We start from the raw sequence: 17,311 nt of genomic DNA on the forward strand, positions 1-17,311 counted from the left end.
TATCCCCTGCCCCATGTCTCAGCAGAATCATCTCTATCTGGTCGACGGCAGCGGCTATATCTTCCGCGCCTATCACCAGCTTCCGCCGCTCACCAACCAGCACGGCCAGCCGGTCGGCGCCGTCTATGGCTATACCACTATGCTGTGGAAGCTGGCCGAGGAGCTGGGCAAGGCGGAGGGGCCGACCCATCTGGCCGTCGTGCTGGACAAGGGCAGCCACACCTTCCGCAACGACATGTATGATCAGTATAAGGCGAACCGGCCGCCCGCGCCCGAGGATCTGGTGCCCCAGTTCCCGATGATCCGCGACGCCACACGCGCCTTCTCCCTCCCCTGCATCGAGGAAGCCGGGTTCGAGGCGGACGACATCATCGCCAGCTACACCCAGGCCGCCGTGCGCGCCGGCTGGCATGTCACCATCGTGAGTTCCGACAAGGATCTGATGCAGTTGATCCAGCCCGGCGTCGACATGTACGACACGATGAAGAATGAGCGACGCGGCGCCGACTATGTCATGGGCAAGTTCGGCGTGCTGCCCGAGCAATTGGGCGACGTGCTGGCGCTGATGGGCGACAGCGTCGACAATGTGCCGGGCGTGCCGGGCATCGGTCCCAAGACCGCGGCCAAGCTGATCACCGAATATGGCACGCTGGAAGCGGCGCTGGACGCGGCCCCCGCGATGAAGAAGTCGAAGATGCAGGAAAACCTCATCGCCCATGCCGACATGGCGCGGCTGTCGCGCCGACTGGTCGCGCTGCATGACAGCATGGACCTGCCCGAGCCGCTGGACGACCTGACCTTGAAGGGCATTCCCAAGGAGCCGCTGCAGGCCTTCCTGTCGCATCATGGCTTCAAGACCCTGCTCAACCGCCTGGGCGCGCCGGCCGCTGCCGTCGCCGTCGCCAGTGCTGCCGCAGCGGCCAGCGCCGACGCGCCGACGCCGCCGCCGGTCGAGGTCGAGCATCCGCCGATCGACTGCGCCCTCTATGAAACCGTCACCACGGTCGAGGCACTGCAGGTCTGGATCGACGAAGCCCGCGCGCTCGGCGTGGTCGCGGTCGATACTGAGACCGATGCACTCGACAGCATGGAATCGGGCCTGGTCGGCATCAGCCTGTCCACCGGGCCGGGCCGCGCCTGCTACATCCCGCTCGCCCATCGCTCCGCCGACGACATGTTCGGCGAAGTGCCGCAGCAGATCGCGCTCGATGATGCCATCCGGTTGCTGAAGCCCCTGCTCGCCGACGATGCGGTGCTCAAGGTCGGCCATAATATCAAATATGACCTCAACGTCCTCGCCCGCGTCGGGCTGGAGGTGACGCCGATCGACGATTCGATGGTGATGAGCTTCGACCTCGACGCCGGCAAGTCGCTGGGCGGCCATGGCATGGACGAGGCGGCAAGCGTCCACCTCAACCACACCTGCATCAGCTTCAAGGAAGTGACCGGCACCGGCAAGAAGGCGATCAGCTTCGCCCATGTGCCGCTCGACAAGGCCACCGCTTATGCCGCCGAGGATGCCGAGGTTACCTGGCGCCTGTGGCACAAGCTGTCGGGCCGCCTGCCAGCCGAAGGCGCAACGCGGGTCTATCAGCTGGTCGACCGGCCGCTGATCCCGGTAGTGGCCGGCATGGAGCGGCAGGGCATCAAGGTCGACCGCGAAGCCCTCTCCCGCCTCTCGGGCAGCTTCTCCCAGTCGATCGCTGGCCTCGAAGCCGAAATCCACGAACTCGCCGGCCATCCCTTCACTATCGGATCGCCGCAGCAGCTCGGCGTCGTGCTGTTCGACGAAATGGGTCTCAAAGGCGGAAAAAAGGGCAAGAGCGGCACCTACTCCACCGACGTCACCGTGCTGGAGAAGCTCAAGGCCGAAGGCTCCGCCATTTGCGGATTGGTGCTGGAATGGCGCCAGCTTTCCAAGCTCAAGTCGACCTATACCGATGCGCTGCAGCAGCAGATCAACCGCGACACCGGCCGGGTCCATACCAGCTACTCGCTGACCGGCGCCCAGACCGGCCGCCTGTCCTCGACCGACCCCAACCTGCAGAATATCCCGATCCGCACCGAGATCGGCCGCCAGATCCGCCATGCCTTCGTCGCCGAACCCGGCAATGTCATCCTGGCGGCGGACTATAGCCAGATTGAGCTGCGCCTGGCCGCGCACATGGCCGATGTCCCCGCGCTCAAGGACGCATTCGAACAGGGCGAGGATATTCATAACCGCACGGCCATGGAATTGTTCGGCGAGGTCAATCGCGACACGCGCGGCCGCGCCAAGACGATCAACTTCGCGATCCTCTACGGCATTTCGCGCTGGGGCCTGGCCGGCCGGCTGGAAATCAGCGCCGACGAGGCGCAGGACATGATCAGCCGCTATTATGAGCGCTTCCCCGGCATCAGCGTCTATATCAACGAGACGCTGGAAAAGGCGCGCGCCAACGGCTTCACCGAAACCCTGTTCGGCCGCAAGACCTGGTTCCCGCGGATCAAGGCGCCGGTCCAGCACGAACGGCAGGGCGCCGAGCGCGCCGCGATCAACGCGCCGATCCAGGGCACCAGCGCCGACATCATCAAGCGGGCGATGGCGCGCATGGGCCCGGCGCTCGAAGCCGCGGGCCTGCCGCGCGTGCGCATGCTGCTGCAGGTGCATGACGAACTGGTGTTCGAACTGCCCGAAGGCGATGTCGAGGCGGCGAGCAAAGTGATCCGCCAGGTCATGGAAAGCGCGGCGGAACCGATGGTCAGCCTGTCCGTACCGCTGGGCGTAGAAATCGGCACCGGCCCAAGCTGGGGCGCGGCGCACTAAAAAATCCAAGATACCAACATCTGCTGGCATGACCGGGCTGTGGCCCTCCACTCCCCGTCATGCCAGCGAAGGCTGGCATCCCAATGCCTTTTGACGCAGCATCACGGCCATGACGGGCGGCTGGATCTATATCATGACGAACCGCGCTTATGGCGTGTTGTATATTGGCGTGACATCCAGCCTGCCGCATCGAACCATGCAGCATCGCGACGGGACGGGTTCGGACTTCTGTCGCCGATATGGTCTGGATCGCCTGGTCTATGCCGAGCGGCATGCAGCGATCATCGATGCCATCGCCCGAGAAAAGGCGATGAAGGCGTGGAAGCGCGAGTGGAAAGTGCGGTTGATCGAAAGCATCAATCCCAAATGGCAGGATTTATTCGATACGCTGCACATGGACTGAAGCGCGGCGCCAGAAGGAAGTGGGATGCCAGCCTTCGCTGGCATGACGGAGTATAGGAACCACTATCCACTGCCGTCATCCCAGCCCAGGCTGGGATCTCTCTTCTTCCCCCTTCCAACGAAAAAGGCCGGCCCCATCGGGACCGGCCTTTTTCTCAATCGAACAGCTCTTCCAGAAAGCTCTTCCTGCGTTTCTTGGGATAGCCCCGCCCGTCGTCGCGATATTCGCGATCCGGGCGGTAGCTCATCTGCGGCGCGGCGGGGGCCGGGGCCGGCTGAACCGAGCGCTCGATGATCTTGTCGAGTTCGCCCCGGTCCAGCCAGACGCCGCGACATTGCGGGCAATAGTCGATCTCCACTCCCTGCCGGTCGCTCATGTGGAGCCCCACATGGCAGACCGGGCAGAGCATGGCCGACACGGTGGCCTGATCGCGCATGCTTATTCGCGCTCGCCGGTCAGGCTCAGCAGCATCTGGAACAGGTTGACGAAATTGAGGTAGAGCGACAGCGCGCCCATCACCTGCATCTTCTGCGCCACCTCATGGCCGGCATAGTAGAAATATTCCGACTTGATGCGCTGCACGTCCCAGGCGGTGAGGCCGGTGAAGACCACCACGCCGATGATCGAGATGACCATCGCCATGGCCGACGAGCCGATGAAGATGTTGATCAGGCTGGCGACGACGATGCCGATCAGGCCCATCATCAGGAAGCTGCCCATCTTGGTCAGGTCACGCTGGGTGGTATAGCCCCAGAGCGCCATGGCGAGGAACATCACCGCCGCCGAGAAGAAGGCCTGGGCGATGCTGCCGCCGGTGAAGACCAGGAAGACGCTGCCCAGCGACACGCCCATCACCGCCGCGAAGGCGTAGAAGGCAGTGCGCGCGCCAGCCGTCGTCATCTTGTCGATGCGGAAGCTGAAGAAGAAGACAAAGGCCAGCGGCGCGAAGATCGCGACCCACTTCAGCGGCGTGCCGAAGATGGCGGCAGCCAGCACCGGGGTGTTGCCGACCAGGGCGGCGACCAGGCCGGTAATGACCAGGCCGATACCCATGTTGCGGAAAACGCCGAGCATGTGCGCGCGCAGGCCAGCATCGGTCTGCGCCGTCTGGCTGGCGCCATAGCCCGGCATGCGTACGGGATTGTTCACGGCTTCACTCACTCCATCATAAATGTGGTTCGAGTGAGCCCGGTGCGGTCTCCTGCGGCAAAAAGAGGGGGGAATTGCCACAAAACCTGCACCGGGCGCACCCGATGCGGTCCGACATCGCGACCTGGATCAAGGGGGAAGAGATCCATGTCGCCAGAGGGGCCCGGTCCGCACAGCCAATATCGGGTCGCCCGGACGATCGCGCAAGGCGCCACCGCCCAAGCAACAATTTATTACATTTGCCGCGCCGCGCCGACGCTGCGGATGAAATCCCACACTTCCGAGGCGAAGGGCGGCTGCCGCTCGTCTTTCCACTCGTCGACATGATCGTACATGCGCGTCACCCCCTCCATCATCGCCGGTGTGGCGATGGCGGTGAAGGGCGCGAGCAGCGCCTGCCATTCGTCATAAAAGGCCCCGGCTGCGGCGCTGGCCGGGTCGAGTGGCAGCGCCGCCTCGATCCGGGCGGTGAGGTCCGCCCATTGCGCGCTATAGGCCGCCTGATCGAAATCGGCCGGCATGTTGGGCATCGTCTCGGCAAAATCGGCCTCGGCCTGGGCGCTGATATAGCGGCCACTGACCGCCTTCCATTCTTCTTGCATGGTCATGCTTTCTCCACTGCGGATCAGCGAGCAAAAGGTCGCGGCATCGAGCGGCTCGCCACGGTCGATGCGGGACAAGGCAGTTTCCAGATGGCTGCGCGCCTGCGCCAGTTCCTGCGCCTGCGCGTCGATCGCAGCGATCTGCGCGCGCAGCAGCGCGCCAAGGTCGATCGGCCGGCCTTCGAACAACGTCTTGATCTGGGCGAGGCTCAGCCCCGCGCGCTTGAGTGCCAGCAATTGGTGCAGCCGCGCCAGCTCGGCCGAGCCGAACAGGCGCCGCCCCGACGCGGTGCGCAGCGGCGCGATCAGCCCGCGCGCCTCATAGAAACGCAACGCCCGGCTGGTGAGGCCCGTGGCGCGGGCGACGGCGGCAATATCCAATATATCGGTCATGCCCCTTGCTACCGCTTGACCCAAGGTCAAGTTCAAGCGCTTTTTTGAGGGGCACGCCCCGTTGACGATCGCGCCGTCTCGCGACATGGCTGGCGCCATGAGCCAAGACCAGCATAGCGACGCGCCCCTGCGCCTGTTCAACAGCCTGACCCGGTCGATCGAGCCGTTCGCGCCGATCGAGCCCAACCATGCGCGCGTCTATAGCTGCGGCCCGACCGTCTATAATTATGCCCATATCGGCAATCTGCGCGCCTACGTCTTCGTCGACACGCTGCGCCGGACCCTGCTGTGGAAGGGGCTGGACGTCACCCAGATCATCAACATCACCGATGTTGGCCATCTGACGTCGGATGCCGATGCCGGCGACGACAAGATGGAGGCCGCCGCCCGCGCCAGCGCCAAAAGCATCTGGGACATCGCGGCCCATTACACCGAAGCCTTCAAGGCCAATATCGCCGACCTCAACATCATGGCGCCCAGCGAATGGACGGTCGCAACCGACTATGTGCCGCAGATGATCGAGTTCGCGCAGAAGATCGCCGACGCGCATTGCTACGAACTGGAGAGCGGCCTTTATTTCGACAGCTCGACCGTGCCCAATTATGGCGCGCTGGCCGGTGGTCGCGACGATGCGGCCCATGCCCGCATCGACCCGGTGGCAGGCAAGCGCAATCCGAGCGACTTCGCCATCTGGCGCAAGTCGCCGCCGGGCGAGCAGCGCCAGATGGAATGGGACAGCCCCTGGGGCAAGGGTGCGCCGGGATGGCACCTGGAATGCTCGGTCATGTCGCAGGCGCGCCTGGGCCAGCCGTTCGACATCCATACCGGCGGCATCGACCATCGCGAGATCCATCATCCCAATGAGATCGCTCAGAATCAGGCCTATTGCGGCTGCACCGATACGCAGCCCGACTTCACCGGCGCGCGCTGGTGGATGCACAATAATTTCCTGGTCGACCGGCAGGGGAAGATGTCGAAGTCGAAGGGCGGCTTCACCACCCTGTTCAGCCTGGTCGATGCCGGCGTGCATCCGATCGCCTATCGCCTGCTGTGCCTGGGCGCCCATTATCGCAGCGAACTGGAGTTCAGCGCCGACAATCTCGCCGCCGCGCTGACCCGCCTCAAGCGGCTGGTCATGGGCGTCGAGGGGCTGAAAAGCCGGGCCGAGGGGATCACCTGGCAGTCGGTGACGCTCGATTATCTGCGCGCCAATCTTCACCCCAAGCTGGTGCCGCTGCTGGAGCAGTTCGACGCCGCGATCGCCGACGACCTGATGACGCCGCGCGCGCTGCCCCTGCTGGAAGAAGCGATCGGCATGAAGAAGGTGCCGGTGGACGAGAAGCTGTGCCTGATCGCCGCGTTCGACCAGGCGCTGGGCCTGCGCCTGCTCGACCTGACCCGCGCCGAGTTGCGGGTGCAGCCCAAGGATGCGCAGATCACGCCCGAGGAGATCGAGGCCGAACTGGAACGCCGCACCGCCGCCCGCGCCGAGAAGGATTTCGCCCTGTCGGACGAGATACGCGACGCGCTGATCGCACGCGGGGTCGAGGTGATGGACGGCGATCCCCTGCGCTGGGACTGGCGCCTGACGCTGGCCTGATGACTTGACGCCGTCCTGGGTTCCACCCAAGACGGTATCGGGTCGAGAAAAGTGGGGCGCATCATGCTGTTTTCCGCGCGCGCGGGCGCGTTTCTGCTGGCCTTGGCCGGCCCCGCGCTGCTGCCCGCTGCCGCCGCACCGCCGCCTGCCTTCCGCACCGACGATCCGCGCTATGCCCGGCTCTACGCGCTGGAGGACAAGGCCGACGCGCTGTTCGAGAGCGACGATTATGCCCTGTCCATGTCGCAGAAGACGCGCGACGCCTGGACAGCGCTCGAAACGGCGGCATCCCACAGCAAGGTGCAGGGCCAGGCCCATCCGCTGGCGGGCGTCGCGCTCATCAACCTGTCGTCGATGGACCAGATCGACGGCCGCAACCCCGACGCTCTCGCTCATGCAGACCGCGGCCTTGCCCTGCTGTCGCCCTTCCGCGACGCCTATCCGATCTACTGGATGCAGGGCCTGTCGATCAAAGGCTATGTCCAGGTCACGCTGAACCAGATCGGCGCTGGGGTCGAGACGCTGGCCGAAGCGAGCCGCTATATCGACGGCTATTTCGCCCGCACCGATCCCAAGGCGCTAGATGAATCGGCGATGATGCTGAAATCCAACATCGCCTTTGCCCATGCCCAGGCGCTGTCCCGCCTCGGCCGCAACAGCGAGGCGGTCGAGGCACAGCGCCGCAGCATGGAGGCGCGGGTCGCCGCCAGCGGCCAGAACAGCGCGGACGCGGTCGGCGCCTATTATATGTATGCGCAGATGCTCTCGCGCGCGGATCGCGATGCCGAGGCGGAAATCTATGCCCGTCTGGCGGTGGATACCGCGACCGACCATGTCGATCGCAAGCATCCCAATTATGCCCGCGCGCTCGAAGCGCTCGGCCTGCTGCTCTCGCGCACCGGGCGGCGCAGCGAAAGCCTCGCCTATCTGGAACGATCGATCGCGATCAAGCGCGAGACCAGCGGCACGAAGAGCCTCGCCTTTGATTTCGCGCTGCAGAATCTCGGCAATCTGTTGCTGCCGCTGGAACGGTATGACGAGGCGGAGCCGCTGTTCCTGGAGGCCGAGCGCGGCTTTCGTGACATCGAAGGTGACACCAGTCCGCAGTCCGCACGCGCGCTGGCCTTTGCCGGCGTCGCCGCTTTCGCCCAGGGACGCAGAGAAGAAGCGATCAGCCGGCTACAGACTGCATTGGCCCGCGGCCGCACCGGCAGCGCCGAGGATCGCGACATGGGGCAGCGCGTCTATCCCTTTCTGATCCCCGCGCTGATCCAGGCCGGCCGGATGGACGAGGCGCGCGCTGCCGCCGCCGATTTCGACCGGGAAACCCGCCAACTCGACAATCTGCCCGGCTTCGCCATCGCCAATGCCGGCATGCTGTCCGCCTGGGCCAATGGCGGCGACAGCGTCGATGCGGCCTGCCGGCTGATCGCGCTGCTGCGCACCAGCCTCAGTCTGCAGGAGGACGGCGCCCTGACCGAGGATCAGCGCGCCGCGCTGGACAGCGTGCTGGCGATCGCGACACAGGCGCGCGACGCCGGGCTGGCGATGGACGCGATGGCCCTGCTTGCCGGATCGGGCATCGTCCAGGCCAATCATCTGGTCGCGCAGCGGATGGTGGACGACCCCGCTCTGGGCAACCGGGTCCGCGCGCTGCAGGACCGGACCCGCGCGCTGCAGGCCGCCGACAGCCTGTTGCTGCAGGCGCTCGCCCGCGACGAAGGCGTTGCCGCCGCACGCGCCAGTCGCGCGACATTGGCAAAAGAGGTCAATGCCGACCGCGCCGCGATCGCCCATGATTTCCCCCGATGGCTGGAGGCGCGTGGCGGCGCCCTGCCCGACCTGGCATCGCTGCGCGCCAATCTGGCGACGGACGAGGCGCTGCTGGCGGTGACGCCTGCCTTTGACGGCGTCTATATCCTGGCCGTCAGCCGCGAACGGACCGCCATCATCCGGGCGCAGGAGACGCGCGCCGATCTGGTTGGCCGGATCGCGCGATTGCGCGCATCGCTGAGCGCCACCGGCTTCGACCAGGAAGGCGCCCATATCCTCTACACCCAGATCTTCACGGCCGATGTCCAGGCCGCGCTGGGCAAGGCGCCGCGCCTGCGGGTCGTGCCGACTGGCGCGTTCGCCGCCCTGCCCTTTGCCATGCTGCCGCAAAAGCCGGTGCAGCATGTCGACCGCAACACACCCTGGCTGATCCGGCGCTATGCGCTGCGGATCGACAGCGGCTTCCGCCCGGTCGTGCCGCAAAAGCTGGCGGCGCAGGATGACCGGATGCTGGGCATCGGCGCCCCCCTGCCCTTTTCGCAGGAGACGCAGGCGATCGCCCTCAAGCAGCGCGGCGGCGGCGCGGCCACGCTGGCGCAATTGCCGCCCCTGCCCGGATCGGCCGAGGAATTGCGATCGGTTGCGCGCTATTTCGGCCCCGATCATGCCCGGTTGCTGATCGGCGCGAATGCCAGCGAGGCGATCCTGCGCACCAGCGACCTGCGCCCCTATTCGGTCATGCTGTTCGCCACCCACGGGCTGGTCGGCGGCCAGATGGAGGGGCTGGATGAGCCGGCCTTGCTGCTTTCGCCACCGGACATCGATTCCGGCAATGACGGGCTGCTGACCGCATCGGAAGTGGCGCAGATGCGGATCGGCGCCGATTGGGTGATCCTGTCCGCGTGCAACACCGCCGCCGGCAGCAGCGCCCAGGCACCGACCTATTCAGGCCTGGCCCAGGCGTTCCGCTATGCCGGCGCCGGCGCCCTGCTGGTGTCGCACTGGCCGGTGCGGGACGATGCTGGCACCTTCATCACGGTCGAGACGGTCAAGGCCAACCGGCGCGGTGCCTATCGCGGGGTGGCGTTGCAACGGGCGATGCTGAAGTTGATCCGATCCGGCAAGCCGGACTCGGTTCAGCCCTATGTCTGGGCGCCGTTCATCCTCGTGGGGCAATAGCCGCTTGCGGATCGACCCGGTTGGCGAGCGGACGACCAGCGGCGAAATCGCTGATATTGGTCATCGTCGTCTCTGCGATGCTCGCCAGCGCCTCTTCGGTCAGAAAGGCCTGATGCCCGGTGACCAGCACATTGGGGAAGGTCAGCAGTCGTTGGAACAGATCATCCTCGATAATCTCGTTGGACAGATCCTCGAAGAACAGGTCGGCCTCCTGCTCATAGACGTCGAGCGCGACACCGCCGATCTTGCGTGACTTGAGCCCCGCCACCAGCGCCTGCGTATCGATCAGCGCGCCGCGGCTGGTATTGACGATCACCAGTCCATCGCGCGCCCGGCCGATCGCGTCGGCATTGATGATATGGCGCGTATCGGGCGTCAGCGGGCAATGGAGCGAGACGATATCGACCTGTTCCAACAGGTCGCGTGGCGGCACATAGCGCACGCCCATCGCCAGCAATTCGGGATCTTCGATCACATCGCTCGCCAGCACCTCGCAGCCAAAGCCCAGCTTCAGCGTGCGGGCGACCAGCGCGCCGATCCGCCCGGTGCCGATCACGCCCGCCACCCGGCCATGGAGGTTGCGGCCGATCAGCCCGTCGAGCGCAAAATTATTTTCCCGCACCCGCGCCCAGGCGCGATGGATGCGCCGGTCGAGCGCCATCAGCAACGCGACGGTGAATTCCGCAACCGCATGGGGCGAATAGGCCGGCACCCGCACCACCGTCAGCCCCAGTTCCGCCGCCGCGACCAGATCGACATTATTATAGCCGGCACAGCGCAGCGCGATCAGCCGCGTGCCGCCAACCGCCAGCTTGGCCAGCACGGCTGCGTCCAGCCGGTCGTTGACGAACACGCAGACCGCCTCGAACCCTTCGCCCAGGCTCGCGGTGTCCGCGTCCAGACGGGGTTCCAGGAAATGCAGTTCATGTCCCTGATTGGCGGCCGACAGGAAATGCCGGTCATAGCCCTTGGTGCCGAAGATCGCGATGCGCATGGCGCCATAGTGCCCGCCCGCCCGCCATCGTCAAGCCGCGGCATATACTGAGCCAGTCCGTTTCACATGTCGGCCAGTCCGGTTGGACAGGCTATCCCAAAGACGGCACTTTGCGTCGCATCCTCAACGATCCGATATGAGTGCCCCGCCCCCATGTTTGCGCTTCTGCTGGCGATCGCCGCCGCGTCATCGAGCAAGGTTCCGCCGCCACCGCCCGCATCGGACGAAGGCGGCATCTACATGTTCGAGACCGGCACCAGCCTGCTCGCAAAATGCCGCAACAAGGCGCCGGAATATAAGCTGGCCTGCACCGCATATATCGCCGGGGCGACCGACGGCATCCGCAAGGAGATGTTCCTGGGCCGCGCCCGCACCGTCTGCTGGCCCAAGCGGATGGCGGCCGAGGATGTGAAAAGCACCGTGGTCGCCTATCTGGAGCGCTACCCCGACCAGCGCGGCGCGGCGGCGTCGGCGCTGGTCAGCATCGCCCTCAACGATCGCTACCCCTGCCAGAAATAAAGCCGCTCGATCAGTCTGATCGATAGTATCCTTACGCAAAGAGGCGCCGCAACCGCTATAAACTTGCCCTGCCGGGCGGTTGCGCGTAGATGCGGCCCCTATTTTTTTGACGTGAAGGAGACTCGACGTGGCGGCGAAGTGGACGCCGGAAAGCTGGCGGGAGCATAAGGGCATCCAGATGCCCTTTTATCGGGACCAGGAGGCGCTTGCCTCGGTAGAGGCCCAGCTTGGCCAGTTTCCGCCCCTCGTCTTTGCGGGCGAGGCACGGAATCTGAAGGCCGATCTTGGCCGCGTCGCGAACGGCGAAGCCTTCCTGCTGCAGGGCGGCGACTGCGCCGAGAGCTTTGCCGAGTTCCATCCGAACAATATCCGCGACACGTTCCGCGTGCTGCTGCAGATGGCGGTCGTCCTGACCTTCGCCTCGAAGCTGCCGGTGGTGAAGGTCGGCCGCATGGCGGGCCAGTTCGCAAAGCCCCGCTCGGCCGATACCGAAACGATCGGCGGCGTGGAACTGCCCAGCTATCGCGGCGACAATGTCAACGACATCGCCTTCACCCCTGAAGCGCGCGAGCCCGATCCGCAGCGGATGATCCGCGCCTATAACCAGTCGGCGGCGACGCTGAACCTGGTGCGCGCCTTCTCGACCGGCGGCTATGCCAGCCTCGACCGGGTGCATGGCTGGATGCTCGATTTCATGGGGCGCAGCCCCTGGGCCGCGAAGTTCGAGGCGATGGCCGACCAGATCGGCCAGGCGCTCGACTTCATGCGTGCCTGTGGCCTGGACGCGGATAGCGTGCCGCAGCTTGGCGGCACCAGCTTCTACACCAGCCATGAGGCACTGTTGCTGCCATTCGAACAGGCGCTGACCCGTCAGGACAGCCTGACCGGCGACTGGTATGACACCTCGGCGCACATGCTGTGGATCGGCGACCGCACCCGCTTCGAAGGGTCGTCGCATGTCGAATATCTGCGCGGCATCGGCAACCCGATCGGCATGAAGTGCGGCCCGACGCTGGAGCCGGACGAATTGCTGCGCCTGCTCGACCTGTTGAACCCGAAGCGGGAAGCCGGGCGCATCACGCTCATCACCCGCTATGGCCATGACAAGATCGAGGCCGGCCTGCCCAAGCTGGTGCGCGCGGTGAAGCGCGAGGGCCATTCGGTGGTCTGGTCCTGCGACCCGATGCACGGCAATGTCATCAAGGCGGCCAATGGCTACAAGACGCGGCCGTTCGACCGCATCCTGGCCGAAGTGCACGGCTTCTTTGCCGTGCATCGCGCCGAAGGGACGTTCGGCGGCGGCATCCATGCCGAAATGACCGGCCAGAATGTGACCGAATGCACCGGCGGTGCGATCGCGATCACCGATGAAGGCCTGGCCGATCGCTATCACACCCATTGCGATCCGCGCCTCAATGCGGCGCAGAGCCTGGAACTGGCTTTCCTGCTGGCAGAAATGCTGAACGAGGAACTGAAGGAACGCCGCGCCGCGGCCTGACGAAAAAGGAACCGGCCCCTCCGAATCGCAAGGAGGGGCCGGCTCATCCGGCCTCTGCCCCCTGTTCAGCCGGGATCCGCAATCGGGTCGAACTCCAGATGCAGGTGCCGCAGCGCCCGCAATATATAGGTGGGCTCATAATCGAAGCGCAGCGCCTCACCCGACCCATGATGGGCCGGGGACAGGCGGATATTGCCCATCCGCGCCAATAGCCGTTCGATGCTGACCGCCACCTCGCGCCGGGCCAGCGGCGCGCCGATGCAGGTATGCGCCCCCCGGCCAAAGGCCAGATGCTCCTTGGCGCGCGGCCGATCCATGTCGAACTGCGCCGGATTATCGAAGCGGCGCGGATCGCGATTGGCGGCCATGTGCGACATCAGGATCGTCGTCCCCGCCTTGATCTCGATCCCGCCCAGTTCCGTCGTCCGCGTGCAGATGCGCCCGCCACTCTTCACCGATCCGTCATAGCGCAGCACCTCCTCCAGGAAATTGGGGATGCGCTTGGGGTCGGCGCGCAACTGCGCCTGGATATCCGGCCGGATGGCGATGATGCGGAAGGCGTTGGCCAGCAGCCGGTTGGTCGTGTCCTGCCCCGCCCCGAACAGGAAGGCCGCCATCGCCGTCAGATCGACCAGGGTCGGGCTCGTCCCATCCGGAAACTTCGCCAGCGCCAGCGTCGTCAATATGTCCTTCTTCTCCGTGTCCGCGCCTAGCAGCCGACGCACCGGCAACACCGCCGGATGGTTCAGGAAGCGGCGCCAGGCGATGTAGCGGAACATATGCTTGCCAAGGCCGACCAGCGGATTGTGCTTCAGATCCTCGGGCGATCCGTCGATCTGGGCCGGCACCGCCCCTTCCAGCAGGACGCGGAAGGCCGCGCGCCCCTTGGCCGGGATGCCCAGCAGGTCGGCGATCACCAGCGTCGCATAGGGGCCGCCATATTGGCGCACCAAATCGACCTTACCATCGGCGGCAAACTCGTCGATCAGGCTGTCGGCGGTCGCATAGAGGGATGGCTCGAGCGCCTTCAACCGACTGGGTGTGAACAGGCTGCCGATCACCGATCGCAGCTTGGCATGGCGGGTGCCGCTTTCCGTCACGATCTGGTCGGCAAAGGCGATTTTGGGCCGCGCCGCCTCCAGTTCCGCCGCGATGTCGTCGCCCTGCGGCGTGAAGGGCAAGTCCGTCATCGGCCCGGTCACGGCGTTGATGCTGGAAAAATGCTCGGTATCGAGCATCACCTGCACCGTTTCCTCATAGCCCGTCACCGCCACCACATTGCGATGGGGCAGCCGCGTCACCGGCCCCTGAGCGCGCAGAAAGTCGAAATAGGCATGGGGATCATCAACCAGATCCACATCCTTGTAGAAGTCCGCCGTGGCGTAGTCGCGCATGATCCTCACCTATTTATGATATACATTGGATCATATCATCCGCCCTGCCGCTGTCAACGACGGCAAAATGGTAAAGCAAATCGCAGGGCTTTCGCGCTAGGACAGCGCCATGCATGGTTCGGCGCCACAGGAAAGCAGCATGATCGGGGCGGGTCGCTATCGCCGCGACATTGACGGGCTGCGCGCCATCGCCATCCTGCCGGTACTGTTCTTCCATGCCCATGTGCCCGGCTTTTCCGGCGGCTATGTCGGCGTCGACCTCTTCTTCGTGATCTCCGGCTTCCTCATCACCGGCATCATCGCGCGCGAGGTGGATGCACAGCGCTTCTCGCTCGTCCATTTCTACGAACGCCGCTTCCGCCGGATCATGCCGGCGCTCAGCCTGATGATCCTGGCCGTGCTGGCGGCGGCCTGCTGGCTCTATCTGCCCGGCGATATCGAGGGCGTGCCGAAATCCGCGCTCGCCGCCACGCTGTTCGCCTCCAACCTCTGGTTCTTCACCGACACCGGCTATTTCGCCGGCGGCGCCGACGTGAAACCGCTGCTCCACAACTGGTCGCTGGCGGTGGAGGAGCAATATTATCTCGGCTTCCCGATCCTGCTGATGCTGGTCGCGCGCTTTGCCGCCCGCTGGCGCGGCCTGATCGTCGGCGCGATCACCGCGCTGTCGCTGGCACTGGCGATCGCGCTCCAGCGCGACACCAGCGGCTTCACCTTCTACCTGCTGCCGACCCGCGCCTGGGAATTATTTGCTGGGGCCTTGCTGGCGCTCGGCGCCATACCTGCCGCGCGCCAGCGCTGGCTGCGGGAGGCGCTTGCGTGGAGTGGCCTTCTATCTGTCACCTTCGCTGTCATCTTCTACACCCGCGAGACCGTCTTCCCCGGCATCACCGCCCTGCCCCCGGTGCTGGGTGCGGCGCTGCTGCTGCACAGCGCGCCGGGCACCAGCGTCGGGCGCCTGCTCAGCCTGCGCCCTTTCGTCGGCGTGGGCCTCATCTCCTATTCGCTCTATCTGTGGCACTGGCCGCTGATCGTCTTCACCGAATATGCGACCGATGCGGCCCTGACCGGCTGGGCGGCAATTGCCGTCGTGGCCGCCTCCTTCATCGCTGCCATCCTCTCCTGGCGCTTCGTCGAGCGTCCCTTCCGCGACGCCCGCCGCATCCCCGCCCGGCGCATCTTCCAGTTCACCGGCAGCGCCATGGCGCTACTGTGCCTCCTGTCGCTGGCACTGCTGGCGATGGGCGGCTGGCCGCAGCGCTTTGCGCCGCAGGTGCTGCAACTCGCCGCCGGCCGCGCCGACATCAGCCCCGCGCGCAAGGCCTGCCATGACACATTCGCCCGCGGTGCCCAGCCCTGCATTCTCGGTGCCAAGGTCCGGCCCGACGCCCTGCTCTGGGGCGACAGCCATGGCGTGGAAATGGCCTATGCCCTGTCGATCAGGGCCAGGGCGGAAGGCCGCGCCCTGATCGAGCGGACCACGTCCAGTTGCCCGCCGGTACTGGGCTATGACGCGCCCAAGGATGCCCGCTGCGCCCGCGCCAACCAGGCCGCCCTTGCCGCCATCCGTGCCGATCCGGGCATCCGCCGCGTCTATCTCGCCGCCTTCTGGGCCAATGGCGAATTTGACGATCCCGCCTTCGTCGCGAAGCTGGATGCCACCATCCGCGCCCTGCGCGCCGAAGGACGGCAGGTCATCCTGATTGGACCGGTGCCGCCCCAGCCCTTCGACGTGCCACGCCATCTGGCCCATCTCGCTCGCGCTGCACAACTGGACCGGGCGCAGGGCGTGGACCGCGCCACGATCGAGGCCCGCACCCGCAATCTGCGCGCACTGTTTGCCCGCTGGCAGGCACGGGGCGTGACGCTGATCGATCCGATGGCGCGGCTATGCGATGCCCGCCGCTGCACCATCATCCATGACGGCAAGCCGCTCTATTTCGATTCCCATCATCTGAGCCTTGCCGGCGCGCGGCTGGTGATCGGCGAATAGGCTATTCCGCCGCCATCGCGTAGCTGCGCGGCAGTTCGTTCGCCAGCGCCTCGGCAATCGCCGCCACCACGCCCTGCATGCGCGTCAGCCCCGGTCCCGGCCGATCAAGCGTGACATCGAGATAGAGGGCACGGTCCACCTCCAGCTGTAGCGAATGGAAACCGCGCTCCGGCCGGCCATGCCGCTCGATCAGATGATCGCCGGCATAGGGATGGTTCTGCGACGTCAGCACGCCATGCCCGGCCGCGACATCGGCCGCCAGCATCATCAGCCGTGTCGCGGCGCTGCGGCCGAAGCGATCGCCCAGAACCAGCGCCGGGGCAGCCTGTCCGGCGGCCGGCGGCGGCAGCGGCGGCATCGAATGCAGGTCGATCAGGATGGCATGGCCATGCCGTTCCCGCGCCGCCGTCATCATCTGTGCCAGCCGGGCATGATAGGGCCGATGCACCGTCTCGATCCGCCGCCGCGCTTCCTCCCAGGGGATGGGCCGCTGCCACAATTCCAGGGCGCCGGGCAGGCGACGGGGAATGAGGCCCAGCCCGCCGCGCAGTTTGGCGCTGCTCTGCAGCGGCTGGTCGCGGGGCAGACCGGTCACCATCACCGGATCCAGCTCCCGCTCATGCCGGTTGAGGTCGATCATCGCGCGCGGCGCGCGGGCAACCAGCACGCTATAGCCCCGCGCGACCAGCGGCCCCGCCAGCATGTCGGCCCAGCGATCCTCCAGCCGGCGCAGCACCTCCGGCCGCACCCGCGCCAGAGCCAGCAATTCAGGGGAATAGTCGCGCCCGGCATGGGGCACGGACACAATCAAAGGACCATTGGGAAGAGCAGGACCATGAAGATCATAGGCCGCCGTCGATTCGGTTGGCGGACACGTACCAAAATGATCCAACGCCATTCCTTTCACCGGCCGGGGAAAAATTTGGTCGGCTGGATAATCTTTAATCCTTGTCGCATATATCCAAACGGCTTGCCAGTCTGTGGGCAAGGCAAGGGGCGCCGCGGAAG

The 17,311-nt window shown here is 65.8% G+C and carries 13 protein-coding genes; 7 read left to right on the forward strand and 6 right to left on the reverse strand.

Annotated elements, in window-relative coordinates:
* Positions 1-13: 13 nt before the first annotated feature.
* Together polA and AC0KVN_RS10135 are read left to right on the forward strand one after the other, a co-directional pair.
* Positions 14-2,806: a DNA polymerase I gene (gene polA, locus AC0KVN_RS10130; protein WP_435566822.1), complete on the forward strand. Its 2,793-nt coding sequence runs from the start codon at positions 14-16 to the stop codon at positions 2,804-2,806.
* A gap of 109 nt (positions 2,807-2,915) precedes the next feature.
* The gene (locus AC0KVN_RS10135; RefSeq protein ID WP_185704020.1) at positions 2,916-3,209 is read left to right on the forward strand and encodes a GIY-YIG nuclease family protein; all 294 of its coding nucleotides are present in this window, start codon (positions 2,916-2,918) and stop codon (positions 3,207-3,209) included.
* A 154-nt stretch (positions 3,210-3,363) separates the two neighbouring features.
* Here the strand turns inward: AC0KVN_RS10135 and AC0KVN_RS10140 are convergent, their stop codons facing one another.
* From AC0KVN_RS10140 to AC0KVN_RS10150, 3 genes are all read right to left on the reverse strand, one after another.
* Complete coding sequence (locus AC0KVN_RS10140) at positions 3,364-3,645, reverse strand: TFIIB-type zinc ribbon-containing protein (RefSeq protein WP_017503181.1); 282 nt, start codon at positions 3,643-3,645, stop codon at positions 3,364-3,366.
* A gap of 2 nt (positions 3,646-3,647) precedes the next feature.
* Entirely contained in the window at positions 3,648-4,340 is a 693-nt protein-coding gene (locus AC0KVN_RS10145; RefSeq protein WP_037517646.1) for a Bax inhibitor-1/YccA family protein, read from the reverse strand.
* A 251-nt stretch (positions 4,341-4,591) separates the two neighbouring features.
* The gene (locus AC0KVN_RS10150; protein ID WP_435566823.1) at positions 4,592-5,353 is read right to left on the reverse strand and encodes a MerR family transcriptional regulator; all 762 of its coding nucleotides are present in this window, start codon (positions 5,351-5,353) and stop codon (positions 4,592-4,594) included.
* A 97-nt stretch (positions 5,354-5,450) separates the two neighbouring features.
* Here AC0KVN_RS10150 and cysS point away from each other — a divergent pair, with 97 nt between their 5' ends.
* Both cysS and AC0KVN_RS10160 read left to right on the forward strand, forming a co-directional pair.
* Positions 5,451-6,953: a cysteine--tRNA ligase gene (cysS, locus tag AC0KVN_RS10155; protein ID WP_435566824.1), complete on the forward strand. Its 1,503-nt coding sequence runs from the start codon at positions 5,451-5,453 to the stop codon at positions 6,951-6,953.
* A gap of 63 nt (positions 6,954-7,016) precedes the next feature.
* Positions 7,017-9,905: a CHAT domain-containing protein gene (locus tag AC0KVN_RS10160; protein WP_435566825.1), complete on the forward strand. Its 2,889-nt coding sequence runs from the start codon at positions 7,017-7,019 to the stop codon at positions 9,903-9,905.
* On the opposite strand, the gene AC0KVN_RS10165 is transcribed toward AC0KVN_RS10160, so the two are convergent.
* Positions 9,886-10,899 carry a 2-hydroxyacid dehydrogenase gene (locus tag AC0KVN_RS10165; protein ID WP_435566826.1) on the reverse strand — a complete coding sequence of 338 codons (1,014 nt, stop codon included), beginning with the start codon at positions 10,897-10,899 and terminating at the stop codon, positions 9,886-9,888. The two genes, AC0KVN_RS10160 and AC0KVN_RS10165, sit on opposite strands and share 20 nt — an antisense overlap.
* Positions 10,900-11,052: 153 nt before the next feature.
* On the opposite strand from AC0KVN_RS10165, the gene AC0KVN_RS10170 reads away from it, so the two are divergent.
* Both AC0KVN_RS10170 and AC0KVN_RS10175 read left to right on the forward strand, forming a co-directional pair.
* Entirely contained in the window at positions 11,053-11,418 is a 366-nt protein-coding gene (locus tag AC0KVN_RS10170; protein ID WP_017502598.1) for a Rap1a/Tai family immunity protein, read from the forward strand.
* A gap of 127 nt (positions 11,419-11,545) precedes the next feature.
* Positions 11,546-12,916 carry a class II 3-deoxy-7-phosphoheptulonate synthase gene (locus AC0KVN_RS10175; RefSeq protein ID WP_483656097.1) on the forward strand — a complete coding sequence of 457 codons (1,371 nt, stop codon included), beginning with the start codon at positions 11,546-11,548 and terminating at the stop codon, positions 12,914-12,916.
* Positions 12,917-12,981: 65 nt separating this feature from the next.
* On the opposite strand, the gene AC0KVN_RS10180 is transcribed toward AC0KVN_RS10175, so the two are convergent.
* On the reverse strand, positions 12,982-14,310 hold the full coding sequence (locus tag AC0KVN_RS10180) for a cytochrome P450 (protein WP_435566827.1): 1,329 nt from the start codon (positions 14,308-14,310) through the stop codon (positions 12,982-12,984).
* Between the two features lie 139 nt (positions 14,311-14,449).
* On the opposite strand from AC0KVN_RS10180, the gene AC0KVN_RS10185 reads away from it, so the two are divergent.
* A complete protein-coding gene (locus tag AC0KVN_RS10185) occupies positions 14,450-16,303 on the forward strand; it encodes an acyltransferase family protein (RefSeq protein WP_435566828.1) in 1,854 nt (617 codons plus the stop codon).
* Between the two features lies 1 nt (position 16,304).
* Here the strand turns inward: AC0KVN_RS10185 and AC0KVN_RS10190 are convergent, their stop codons facing one another.
* On the reverse strand, positions 16,305-17,201 hold the full coding sequence (locus tag AC0KVN_RS10190) for an N-formylglutamate amidohydrolase (protein ID WP_435566829.1): 897 nt from the start codon (positions 17,199-17,201) through the stop codon (positions 16,305-16,307).
* Positions 17,202-17,311: the final 110 nt, after the last annotated feature.

Source organism: Sphingobium sp. SG1 (assembly GCF_057063145.1).

What these genes read in the sequence shown, in the direction of transcription:
- AC0KVN_RS10190 (WP_435566829.1), bottom strand. Translation starts at nt 17,201, where the DNA reads ATGGCGTTGGATCATTTTGGTACGTGTCCGCCAACCGAATCGACGGCG.
- AC0KVN_RS10180 (WP_435566827.1), bottom strand. Translation starts at nt 14,310, where the DNA reads ATGCGCGACTACGCCACGGCGGACTTCTACAAGGATGTGGATCTGGTT.
- AC0KVN_RS10185 (WP_435566828.1), top strand. Translation starts at nt 14,450, where the DNA reads ATGATCGGGGCGGGTCGCTATCGCCGCGACATTGACGGGCTGCGCGCC.
- AC0KVN_RS10145 (WP_037517646.1), bottom strand. Translation starts at nt 4,340, where the DNA reads ATGCCGGGCTATGGCGCCAGCCAGACGGCGCAGACCGATGCTGGCCTG.
- AC0KVN_RS10160 (WP_435566825.1), top strand. Translation starts at nt 7,017, where the DNA reads ATGCTGTTTTCCGCGCGCGCGGGCGCGTTTCTGCTGGCCTTGGCCGGC.
- AC0KVN_RS10135 (WP_185704020.1), top strand. Translation starts at nt 2,916, where the DNA reads ATGACGGGCGGCTGGATCTATATCATGACGAACCGCGCTTATGGCGTG.
- AC0KVN_RS10150 (WP_435566823.1), bottom strand. Translation starts at nt 5,353, where the DNA reads ATGACCGATATATTGGATATTGCCGCCGTCGCCCGCGCCACGGGCCTC.
- AC0KVN_RS10140 (WP_017503181.1), bottom strand. Translation starts at nt 3,645, where the DNA reads ATGCGCGATCAGGCCACCGTGTCGGCCATGCTCTGCCCGGTCTGCCAT.
- AC0KVN_RS10165 (WP_435566826.1), bottom strand. Translation starts at nt 10,899, where the DNA reads ATGCGCATCGCGATCTTCGGCACCAAGGGCTATGACCGGCATTTCCTG.
- polA (WP_435566822.1), top strand. Translation starts at nt 14, where the DNA reads ATGTCTCAGCAGAATCATCTCTATCTGGTCGACGGCAGCGGCTATATC.
- AC0KVN_RS10170 (WP_017502598.1), top strand. Translation starts at nt 11,053, where the DNA reads ATGTTTGCGCTTCTGCTGGCGATCGCCGCCGCGTCATCGAGCAAGGTT.
- cysS (WP_435566824.1), top strand. Translation starts at nt 5,451, where the DNA reads ATGAGCCAAGACCAGCATAGCGACGCGCCCCTGCGCCTGTTCAACAGC.